The 10,922-nt window shown below is 65.3% G+C and carries 7 protein-coding genes; 4 read left to right on the top strand and 3 right to left on the bottom strand.

The genetic code is table 11. The features are described from left to right. The 4 genes from ACQR1E_RS26000 to ACQR1E_RS25985 all read left to right on the top strand — a co-directional run. The coding region (locus tag ACQR1E_RS26000) for a cytochrome c3 family protein (protein WP_434897734.1) at positions 1-603 on the top strand (603 nt) is incomplete at its 5' end. Beyond that, positions 603-3,869 (top strand): hypothetical protein, encoded by a 3,267-nt coding sequence (locus tag ACQR1E_RS25995; protein ID WP_315718397.1) that lies wholly within the window; start codon positions 603-605, stop codon positions 3,867-3,869. The genes ACQR1E_RS26000 and ACQR1E_RS25995, both read left to right, overlap by 1 nt. Positions 3,870-3,889: 20 nt before the next feature. Beyond that, positions 3,890-5,167 (top strand): 5-aminolevulinate synthase, encoded by a 1,278-nt coding sequence (gene hemA / locus ACQR1E_RS25990; RefSeq protein WP_434897733.1) that lies wholly within the window; start codon positions 3,890-3,892, stop codon positions 5,165-5,167. 558 nt (positions 5,168-5,725) lie between these two features. After that, positions 5,726-7,582, top strand: a complete 1,857-nt coding sequence (locus ACQR1E_RS25985) for a tetratricopeptide repeat-containing glycosyltransferase family protein (RefSeq protein WP_316165085.1) — start codon at positions 5,726-5,728, stop codon at positions 7,580-7,582. 12 nt (positions 7,583-7,594) lie between these two features. Here ACQR1E_RS25985 and ACQR1E_RS25980 read toward each other — a convergent pair whose 3' ends face one another. From ACQR1E_RS25980 to ACQR1E_RS25970, 3 genes are read right to left on the bottom strand one after another with little or no spacing between them, the layout of a single operon-like run. After that, positions 7,595-8,629, bottom strand: coding sequence for a class II aldolase/adducin family protein (locus tag ACQR1E_RS25980; protein WP_316165086.1), 1,035 nt, complete (start codon positions 8,627-8,629; stop codon positions 7,595-7,597). A gap of 14 nt (positions 8,630-8,643) precedes the next feature. Beyond that, positions 8,644-9,513 carry a TIGR01459 family HAD-type hydrolase gene (locus ACQR1E_RS25975; RefSeq protein WP_316165088.1) on the bottom strand — a complete coding sequence of 290 codons (870 nt, stop codon included), beginning with the start codon at positions 9,511-9,513 and terminating at the stop codon, positions 8,644-8,646. Further along, positions 9,510-10,784, bottom strand: a complete 1,275-nt coding sequence (locus ACQR1E_RS25970) for an FGGY-family carbohydrate kinase (protein ID WP_434897732.1) — start codon at positions 10,782-10,784, stop codon at positions 9,510-9,512. Before ACQR1E_RS25970 ends, ACQR1E_RS25975 begins: the two co-directional genes overlap by 4 nt. Between the last annotated feature and the right edge of the window lie 138 nt (positions 10,785-10,922).

The following is a 10,922-nucleotide window of genomic DNA, read 5'->3' as shown; positions in this document are numbered from 1 at the left end:
ACGTTCAGCGGCGCCCGGTTCAGCCACACCGGCACGACGGCGGCCTGCGCGAGCTGCCACAACGGCATGGCCGCGACCGGCAAGCCGCAGAAGCACGTGGTCACCAGCGCGCCATGCGAGAGCTGCCACAAGAACACCGTGTCGTTCTCGGGCGCGCGGATGGATCACACCAGCCTGACTGCGCCGTGCGCCAGTTGTCACAACGGCTCCAATGCTACCGGCAAGTCGCCGAAGCACTTCGTGACCAACGTCCCCTGCGAGAGCTGCCACCGGACGATGAGCTGGAGCTCGGTCAATTACCGGCATATGTCGGCAAGCTATCCGAACCATAGCGCCGCCATTGGCTGCACCGCCTGCCACAGCGGCAATTCGCAAGCCGTCGTGTTCAAGTTCGCGGCCTACAAGCCCGACTGCGCCGCCTGCCACGCCAGTGATTTCCGCCCGCAGCAGCACGCCAAGCTCGTGAAGCCGGCGCCGATGGACTACACCGTCGCCGAGCTCAAGGACTGCACCGGCGCATGCCATATCTATGCTGACAAATCGCAGACCACCATCATCACCCGCCGCCAGCGGCAGCACCGGGTCAATGGAGGCGGCTGGTGATGCGCGGCTGCTTCGGACAAGCAGCGGCGGCGAGGTCGGCGGGATGGCTGATCAGTCTGCTGGCCGGCTTGCTCGCAATCCTGCTCGACGGAGCCTTTGGCGTTGCACCGGCCCAGCCGGTCATCGATCAGTTCGTCGCCAATGCAACTGCCACGACGATCGGAAACTGCAGCCTTCTGCGGGTCAACTTTCACGTTCGTGTCCGCTACACCGGGCATTTCCCGCTCGACCAGGGCAGCCAGCTCAGCGTCTCGCTGCAATTGGTCGATCGGGACGCAATCATGGCGCGCCGCCTGGTCAGGCGCGAAGGCGTGCGTGTCGACAACGCCCAGGGCTCCGGCATCCAGGACGTCTATCTGACGCTCGATCAGAACAGAGGACCAATCCTCGTCGTCCAGTTTGCCGGCGAGTTCACCTATCAGATCGTCCAATCCGGCAGCTTCGAGCAGGTGGCGATCGTGGTGGCCCGAAAGGGCCCGGTGTCGGCGTGCAAGGTGAAAGCCCTGGTGCCGAGCGTAGCCGCTCCGGATGCGCCGAAACCGGTTGCGATCCCCGGCGCGGCGGCGTCGGTCCGCAACGACAATCGCACGATGCAGCAGGCGTCCGCGGCGGACATCCGGTTTGCGGAGGCCTCGATGGACGAGGCTCGCGCGTCGATCAAGAAAGGCAATTTCAGCGCCGCGATCGATCTCCTGCGAAAGGTGCTGAAACTCCCCGAGAACGGCTCGAGCGCCGAGGCGCAGGAGCTGCTCGGCGTGGCGCGGCAGAAGGCCGGCCAGACCGCTGCCGCGCAGGCGGAGTATGAAGACTATCTGCGCCGCTATCCGAGCGGCGAGGGCGCCGAGCGGGTGAGGCAGCGGCTCGCTGCGCTTCTCACCGCGACCGGCAGCGCACCGGCGCGGCCGCGCGACATGTCTTCTGTCACGCCCGAGGGCGGAGACATGGGGACAGGCATGCCGACCAAGGCGGCAGGGCCGAACGGCGACACCCGCTGGTCGATGTCGGGCAGCCTCTCGACCACCTTCATCACGAACGACACGACCAGCGCCGTCAAGGACAGGGCGATTGCGCCGAACCCGAATGCGGATCCCGACGCGCACCGGGTGCATCAGAACACGCTGCTGACCAATTTCGACTTTCTCGGCACCGCCGACAACGATCGCATCAGGACCAAGTTCAGGCTGGCCTTCACCCATGAGCGCCAGTTCGATACCGGAAACGACAAATACGGCGTCTCGACCGCCCAGGTTGACTACACGCTGAAGGAGGCCGACGTGACGCTGCGCGTCGGACGGCAGTCCCGCAACACCGGCGGCGTGATCGGCCGCTTCGACGGCGCGGTGCTGAGCTGGCAGAAGAGCCCCGGGCTGCGCCTGAACGTGCTCGCAGGCTCGCCGAACTGGAGCCGTTTCGACGCACCGTTCAAGGATGGCAAGACGCTCTATGGCGCGAGCATCGACTTCGGCAAGATCCTGGGCGGCCTCGAGACTACGGTCTATCTGATCACGCAATACGACCGCAACATCGTCGACCGCCAGGCCATCGGCGCCGAATTCCGCTATTTCGACACCAACAAGTCGCTGCTCGGCCTGATCGACTACGACACGCATTTCCGTGCGCTCAATGCGGCCGTGTTCTCCGGAACCTATACGTTCGAGGACAAGTCGGTCGTCAACGCCTCGTTCGATTATCGAAGGGTGCCATTTCTCTCGACCTGGAATGCGCTGCAGGGGCAGCCGTTCCTCACGCTCTACGACATGATGAAGTTCAATACGGCCGGCGAGATCAGGCAGCTCGCGATCGACCGCACGCCGACGTTCCAGTCGGCGATGGTGAGCTATTCGCGGCCCCTGAACGAGACCTGGCAGGTCGCGGCCGATGCCACGGTGACCAATCTGACCGGCACGCTGCCCTCCGGAGGCGTCGACGGCACGCCGGCGAGCGGCCTCGAATATTATCTGTCGGCTCAACTGACCGGGAACGGCATCATCAAGCCGGGCGATCTGTTCATGGGCGCGCTGCGGTACGCGAGCCTGGCGGATTCGAAGTTCTACGTGCTCGATCTCGCCACGCGCTATCCGATCACGCCCGATCTCGCCATCAGCCCGCGGCTGCGGGCGGGGTACAGGTCCGGGACGAAGACCGACTTGAAGGAGTACACGATTCTGCCGTCGCTGCTGGTCAGCTATCTCTGGTCGAAGGAGATCAGCCTGGAAACGGAGATCGGCTACCGGTTCGTCGACAGCACGCTGGCCAACGTTAAGACGACGACCAAGGACTTGTTCGCGACGGTCACGTTGCGGCGCGATTTCAACGCCGACGGTGTCACGAAGTGCAACGCCTCGATTGTCAGTTGCGCCTGGGCCAGGCCTGCGGCGCTGCAGGGCGGCCAGGGGGCGGGCTCGGGCGATATGCCGCTGCGGTCGCGCGCGTCGATCCTGCCGTCCTACATGCTGGAGACCGGAGTGCGCTACTGGTTCAGCTCCGGGCAGAATCGATACCGCTATTTCGCCGATCAGGCTGCGACGCTTCAGGTCTCCCGGCTCGCCTATGGCGGCATGACCGGGCACAGCGGCGAGATGTTCTTCAGGGTCGATGCGCTCGACGGCCCGTTCACCAACATGTTTCTGAAGGGCTATTTCGGAGCGGGCAAGATCAGCTCGGGCACGCTCGTCGACGAGGACTTTGCGCCCTTCGTCAATCCGTCGTCCAAGACCGTCAGCAGCGTGGGCGGGCGGCTGCAATACGCAAATCTCGATGTCGGTTTCAACCTGCTGGAGACGGACCGCTTCCGGCTCGGCGCCTTCGTCGGCTATCAATATTGGACAGAAACGGTCGACGCGCGGGGCTGCACCCAGGTGGGTGGCAATCCGACGATCTGCAGTCCGGCTCTTGGGGCAGGCGTGAAGGTGGTGACCGAGCAGGATCGCTGGCATAGCGGACGGGCCGGTGTCTCACTCGACACGCGGCTGTCGGACCGGCTGAGCTGGCAGGCAGAGGCCGCCTATGTCTGGACTTCGCAGAATGCGATCGACACGCACTATTTCACCTTCGGGCGCGATCCCGCCTCGGGACAAGGATCCGGATTCCAGGCCGAGACCGTGCTGAACTACCAGTTGACCGACAATTTCCGCATCGGCATCGGTGGGCGCTGGTGGCATCTCAGCACCAATGCGGTCGATTCGTTCAATCAGGTGCTGCGATATACGACGGAGCGTTATGGCGTGTTTCTCCAGGGCTCCTACCAGTTCAATCGGGCAAGATAGTCTGCTGGAGTCGTCCAATCATGAACTACCAGATGCGGCCGTTCGGCCTTCTCCCTGAATATGACGCGATGTTCCGCGGTGCATTGGATCGACTGCATCAGGAACGACGCTACCGTGTCTTTGCGGACCTCGAACGCCTGGCGGGGCGCTATCCGTATGCGATCTGGCATTCGGAGGAAGGCAAGCGTGAGGTCGTGATCTGGTGCTCCAACGACTATCTGGGCATGAGCCAGCACCCGAATGTCATAGGAGCCATGATCGATGCCGCAGCGCGCATGGGCACAGGCGCGGGCGGCACCCGTAACATCGCGGGAACGAACCATCCGCTCGTCGCCCTCGAGCAGGAGCTGGCTGATCTCCACGGCAAGGAAGCCGCGCTGGTGTTTACCTCCGGCTACGTCTCCAACGAGGCGGGGATATCGACGATCGCCAAGCTGCTGCCTGGGTGTTTGCTGCTTTCCGACGAGCTGAACCACAACTCCATGATCGAGGGGGTTCGCAAGGCCGGTGCTGAGAAGCAGATCTGGCAGCACAATGATCCTGAGCATCTCGAACGGCTGCTGCGGGCGGCAGATCCCGAAAGGCCCAAGCTCATCGTGTGCGAGAGCCTGTACTCGATGGACGGGGATGTCGCGCCTCTGTATCGAATTTGTGACTTGGCCGAGCGCTACGGCGCTCTGACCTATGTCGACGAGGTGCACGCGGTCGGGATGTATGGCCCGCGCGGCGGCGGCATAGCTGAGCGCGACGGGGTCATGGAAAGGATCGACATTGTTGAGGGCACGCTGGCAAAGGCCTATGGCTGTCTCGGCGGCTATCTTGCGGCTGGGGCGAACCTGATCGATGCGGTGCGCTCCTACGCCCCCGGTTTCATCTTCACGACGGCATTGCCGCCTCCGGTCTGCGCAGCCGCGACCGCTGCAATCCGGCATCTGAAAACCTCGACAGCGGAGCGCGTCCGGCATCAGGATCGCGCAGCGCGGTTGAAGTCCGTCCTGACGGCAGCAGGCCTGCCCGTGATGCCGAGCGAGAGCCATATCGTGCCGGTGCATGTCGGCGATCCCGAGAAGTGCAGGGCGGCTTCGGACCTGCTGATGTCGGAGCATGGCATCTACATCCAGCCGATCAATTACCCCACTGTCCGGCGAGGACTGGAACGCCTGCGTCTTACCCCAACGCCCTATCACGACGACGCGCTCATGGACCAACTGGTCCATGCGATGATGAAGGTGTGGGACAGACTCCATCTCTGTTACCGCCGGGAGAGCGGCCTCACGCGTGGACATGAAGCGCCATAGCGCTGCCGGCGAAAGATTGGATCAGAAATCGGCGTCCGGCCGGTGTGCGGAAAGGCGGTCGTGCTTCAGCCACTGAACGAACGCACGTGTTCTCCCGCTCCGAGCGCACCATCCAACCTCTCCCTCCTTTCCAGTCCGTTTCCGATCTGTGTGCGGATGGCCGTGTCCAGCGACGAGCCCGAGCTGTCCGACGGCCCATGTCAGGCATCCGGCCGGATCAGCGCCAGGCCCGAGTCCGGATCGTGAAACTTGCGCAGATGCGCCGGCGTTTCGCTGATGATGATCTCGAGGGTCGGGCGGATGGCCCGACCTCATATAGGCGTAACCACCGAAGAAGTCCTCACCCTTGTCCTGCACGCCGATTTGATCGTGCCCGCGATGGTTGCGCTGAATTTGACTTCCACGAAGTGGTCATCGGATCGTTGTCTTCCGAGCTCTTATGCTAGGGAATGCAGCCAGAATCGGAGCGGCCCTCACCACAGCCGGAGATAGAATTGCGGCTGTCAGCCTGAATGAGAATCAACTACTTTAACGACGCAACCTGGACCATATGCAGCAATGAACCGTCGCGAGCGCCGAGCTTCACCCGCTAAAGTGAAGCTCCAACCTGTCAAGCCCGATGGTGCCGCGCTCTTCTATGACGCTGCTTTGCGCGATGTCGCCGATGGCCGACATGCGGATGCCGAACGGTGTTGCCATATGGCGCTTGCGATCGACGGAGGGCATGCGCCGACCCTCAACTTGCTGGGCATCCTTGCCCTGCAGGGGCAGCAGTATGAAGCTGCATTGCAGTGGGTATCCCGCGCGCTCCAGCAGGATGTTCAGCCGCAGTACTTCCTGAGTCTTGGCACGGTGCTGCAGGTCTTGGGACGCTCGGATGAGGTGCTGAAGGTCGTCGACAAGGCGACGGCGCTCGGTCTCGAAAGCGCCGATCTGTGGATGCTGAGGGGGAATGCCCTCGTCAACCTGCAGCAGCTCGCCGACGCCGTGTCGAGCTTCCAACGTGTGCTGGAGCTGAATTCCAGGCATTGGGATGCCGCCAACCAGTGCGGCATCACGCTTCAACGGCTGGGGCGGATCGACGACGCGCTTACCTATCTCGATCTGAGCGACGTCTTGCGGCCCAACCATGTCCCGACACTCTTGATGCGTGGCGCGCTTCTGAACGGCTTGAAGCGCTTCGACGAGGCCCTGACGATCTGCCAGCGAGCTCACGCCATCGAACCGGAAAACTCCGACATCTGCGTCAAGACCGGCATCGTGTTGCGGACGATGTGCCGAGACGAGGACGCGTTGGAATGGTTCGAGCGAGCCCTGGCTCTGCAGCCGGGTTCAAGGGATGCGCTGCACGACAAGGCCTCCGTGCTGACGAAGCTCCGTCGGTTCGACGAGGCGTTCGATATCTACAGGCAGTTGAAGGGGGCCGATCCGAGAGACGCGCTGGCCGATCTTGGAACGGCTCATTTGAACCTGTTGTTGGGAAATCTCGACGCGGGCTGGTCTGGCCGGGAGGCCCGTTGGAGCCTGCCGAGCTCTTATCCGCGCTTCCGGCGACCCATGTGGCTCGGCCAGGATGGCATCGCGGGACAAACCATCGTCATCGCCGCCGATGAAGGACTGGGCGATACGATCCAGTTTGTCCGCTACGTGCCGATGGTCGCAGCGTTGGGCGCGCGCGTCATCCTTGCCGTTCAAAAGCCGTTGCTTCCACTGTTGTCGAACATGCCAGGCATTTCGCAATGTATTCCGGTCTCGGAGGCCGCCGACCTTGCGGGGGTGGATGTCCATTGTCCGATCATGAGCCTGCCGTTTGCCTTTCGGACGACACTGGCCACGATTCCAGCGCCGGCGTCCTATTTGCCGGCGCCTGATCCGGATCGGATCCAACTCTGGCAGGAGCGCCTTGGCACGCCCGAGAAATTGCGCGTCGGCCTGGTCTGGTCAGGCAACCCCAATCATCTCGACGACCACAATCGCTCCATCCCGTTGCGCACGTTGTCCCGCCTGCTCGGCGCGGATGCGGCGTTTGTCAGCCTGCAGAAGGAGCCCAAGGCCGAAGACAAGGCCGTGCTCCAGGAGACGAGCGGGATCGTGGACCTGACGGGTCAACTTGCCGATTTCGCCGATACCGCCGCGCTGATCTCATGTCTGGATCTCGTGATCACGGTCGATACCAGTGTCGCTCATCTCGCCGGCGCGCTTGGCTGTCCGACCTGGACGCTTCTGTCGTACACGCCGGACTATCGCTGGCTGCTCGATCGGGACGACAGCGTCTGGTATCCGCGCATGCGCCTGTTCCGTCAGCGCGAAAGGCGCGATTGGGGCGAAGTCATCGATCAGGTCGGAGATGCGCTTCACGAACTGGTTGGGGCGAGGGCGCCGTCCCCGCCGGTCTCGAGCGATGAGATCGCGTGATCCGTCGCCGCTTCAATTCGACGGCTGGCGGCTTGCCGTCAGCTGCTGCCGGTAGCGTTCGGCGTCCCAGTTGAGCAGCAACTGCTCGTGCTGAGACGAGAGATAGCCGATATCGGCCGATAACGGCAGGCGGCTGGTCACGAGCGCGAGGCAGCTCAGCATGGCCTCGGCGCCCGGGCTGGCGTCGCTGCGGATGATGGCGCCGAGACCCGGCGCGAGGGCCGCGACGGGCGCGGGCAGGCGGCTCGCGTCCGCCCGTGCGAGCAGCGTGGCGAGGCCGCCGGCGCTCTCGATCGTCGGCAGGCCCGGGCCGAGAAACACGACGTGGTCCGGATACAACGAGCCGCCGGTCGCGATGGCGCGGCTGAACGGATCGGTGGCGATGCCGTGGCTACCGGCATCGTGCGGCAGGCGATAGGCGGTGCCGGCGCACAGACGGCGCAAGGCCGCGGCGTCGGCAGCGGGCGCCGGGCGCACCGGCAGCGCCAGCCTGCGCTCGACGTCATGGACCAACGCCTCGGCCTGATCGCAGCTTTCGGCGCCGACGACGAGGCCGTGATTGCCGAGGATCAGCACGTCGATGCGGTCGCGCGCGACGATGGCGCTTACCGCGCGCGCCAGCGGCAGTCCGGGATGAAAGTAGTCGAGATGGCGCCAGGCGAGCCCGTCCAGCCGCGCCGCAAATTCATCGCGCGCATCGCGCCGCACCGCCCAGGCGATGGTGTTGACGGCATGCACGTGCAGCACGACCCGGTGCGGCAGCAGCGCATGCAGCGCGGTCTCGATCGAGGCGCGCAGGGGGCCGGGAGCGGCCAGCGGAATGCGCTCGTCATCAGCGGCGAGCGCATCGCGCGCCGCAGGCAGGAGAACAGGCACGAAGATGTCCTTCGCGTCGGCGTCGGCAAGCCAGGTGCCGGACGCCTTCACCCACAGCACATCATCCTGCTTGAGCGAGGAGTTGCCGCCGGCGCCTTGCACCAGCTCGATGTTGCGGCCGACCCGCGCCGACATCCGGCGCAAATCATCAAGCTCGGCAGGCTCGCGCATTTCGCGTCTCCTTCTCACCATACCAGGTGCTGCATCGTCCAATTCGGCATGCGGCCGGGCGAAGCTGCGAGCTTGCGCGTTGCCACAGCGAGGTCGGGCGCACCGGCCAGCGTCGTGCGATGCACGCCATCGCCGAGCAGCAGGCTCTGCAGGCCTGCAGCGCGGGCGCCGGCGACGTCATGGTCGAGTGAGTCGCCGATCATCAGCACGCGGTGCGGGTCCGGATCGCCGAGCTGCTCCAGCGCCGCCGCGAAGATCGGCGCATGCGGCTTGCCGACGAAGCTCACCGGGCCGCCGAGCCACTCATAGGCGCGCGCCAGCGTGCCGGGCGCCGGCACGAGGCCAGCCGCGCCGAACATCATCAGGTCGGGATTGGCGCAGATCATCGGCACGCCCCGCGCCGCCGCGCCGGTGAATCGATCGCGCCAGAGGTCGGGCTCGGCGAGGTCGTCATCGAGGCCGCCGAGCAGGATGAAGTCGGCGTCACGCATATCCGTCACGAGGACGAGGTCGAGCCCGTCGATCAGCGAGCAATCGCCGCCCCGGGTGATCAGGAAGCAGGCATTGCCACAATCGGTGAAGGGTTCGCGGGTGCGGTCGCGCAGGCCGGTCCATGTCACCTCGCCCGAGGTGAGAATGCCGTCATAGGTCGAGCGCGGCAGGCCGAGCCGGGCGAGGCGCTCGGCATTGGCGCTCGCGCGCTTGCCGGAGTTCGACAGCACCAGGATATGCTTGCCGGCCTCGCGCAGCCGCAGGACGCAGTCGTGCGCAGCCGGAAGCACCGTCCTGCCGTCATGCAACGTGCCCCATTGGTCGAGCAGGACGTGATCGAACCTGTCGGCGATGGCAGACAGGCCGCTGATCTCGCACGCCGCCGCCGTCATCGTGGCGGTCCCTGCAGCGCCAGCAGCGCGGTGCCGTAGCTCGCTTCGGTCTGCGCGGCGACGCTGACGGGCACGCCGACGATGCGCCGGCGGATATCGGTCCAGGCATCATTTCGGGCGCCGCCGCCGATGCTGATCACCCGCCGTAGCGCCGGCGCGCCGAGCGCGTGAAGACGCTGATAGGCCAGCGCTTCCACGCCAGCAATTCCTTCGAGCAGCGCCTGGAAGAAGCGATGATCCTCGACCGGACGTGGCTGGATCCGCGGCGCCAGCGCGGGATCCGCGATCGGAAAACGTTCGCCGGGTTTGGGCAGCGGATAGTAGTCGAGCCCGGTCGGCTCGTCGGGGCGGAGCAACGGTGCCATGCGGTCCATGTCGGCGGCGGTGAAATGCGCAAGCAGTGCGGCGCCACCGGAGTTCGATGCGCCGCCGGCGAGCCATTTGTCGCCGAGGCGATGCGAGTACACGCCCTGATCGGCGGCGAAGATCGGCTGCGTCGCGATCAGCTTCACCACCAGCGTGGTGCCGAGCGAGGTCACCGCATCGCCCGGCGCATCGGCGCCGGTGGCGATGAAGGCGGCGACGCCGTCGGTGGTGCCGGCGACGATGCGCGCCGACGGCGACAGACCGAGCGCGCGCGCGGTCGACGGATCGATATCGGCGAATGGCGTGCCCGGCACGAGAACGCTCGGCAGGACGTCGCGAGGAACGCCGAGCTGATCCATCCAGCGCGGCCATTCGCGCCTGACGGGGTCATAGCCAAGCTTCAGGGCGTTGTTCTCATCGCTGACGCCGTGATGGCCGGCGAGGCGTCCGGCGATCCAGTCGGCCTGGTGCACGGCTTGTCGCGCGCCGCTCGTGGAGGCGAGCAGATGCAGCAGCTTGGCGAGCGGGCTGCTCGTGCCATGCGCACCGCTCTCGGGCGGCGCGATTGCGGCGATGCGCCTGGCCTCGTCGACGCCGCGGGCATCATTGTACATCAGGCCGAGCGAGCGGGGCCGCCCGTCGGCGTCGATCAGCAGCAAGGTGCCGGAGGTGCCGTCGACCGCGATGCGCGCGACGGCGCCGAGATCGACGATCCTGCCGAGCTTGTCGAGCGCCGCGACCGTCGCCTGCCACCACAGCTCGGGATCCTGGTCGATGGCGTTGCCGTCCTGACGCGGCGCGACCAGCGGAACGGCGGCTGCGCCCTTGATCTCGCCGCTGATATCGACGGCGCAGGCGCGCACACCGCTCGTGCCCACGTCGATGCCGACAAACAACTCCGTCATGCGACCTCATCCCGTTGTGCGCCGGCGAGCATGGCTGTGCTCGCCCGGCGCGTCATCCCTGACGCGCTGCAGCACGTTTGGGGGATTGACGGCCGGACCGGCGTCTGCAATTTTTTGCAAGGTGTGAAGAATTTTGCA

The sequence above is a fragment of the Bradyrhizobium sp. HKCCYLRH1030 genome (assembly GCF_051168395.1).
GTDB lineage: Bacteria > Pseudomonadota > Alphaproteobacteria > Rhizobiales > Xanthobacteraceae > Bradyrhizobium.
The sequence above is the reverse complement of the archived record's forward strand: the minus strand, read 5'-3'. Positions and strand labels throughout refer to the sequence as shown.

Bases quoted from the DNA above. Each gene is read 5' to 3' on its own strand.
- ACQR1E_RS25995 (WP_315718397.1), top strand. From the start codon at position 603: ATGCGCGGCTGCTTCGGACAAGCAGCGGCGGCGAGGTCGGCGGGATGG.
- hemA (WP_434897733.1), top strand. From the start codon at position 3,890: ATGAACTACCAGATGCGGCCGTTCGGCCTTCTCCCTGAATATGACGCG.
- ACQR1E_RS25985 (WP_316165085.1), top strand. From the start codon at position 5,726: ATGAACCGTCGCGAGCGCCGAGCTTCACCCGCTAAAGTGAAGCTCCAA.
- ACQR1E_RS25980 (WP_316165086.1), bottom strand. From the start codon at position 8,629: ATGCGCGAGCCTGCCGAGCTTGATGATTTGCGCCGGATGTCGGCGCGG.
- ACQR1E_RS25975 (WP_316165088.1), bottom strand. From the start codon at position 9,513: ATGACGGCGGCGGCGTGCGAGATCAGCGGCCTGTCTGCCATCGCCGAC.
- ACQR1E_RS25970 (WP_434897732.1), bottom strand. From the start codon at position 10,784: ATGACGGAGTTGTTTGTCGGCATCGACGTGGGCACGAGCGGTGTGCGC.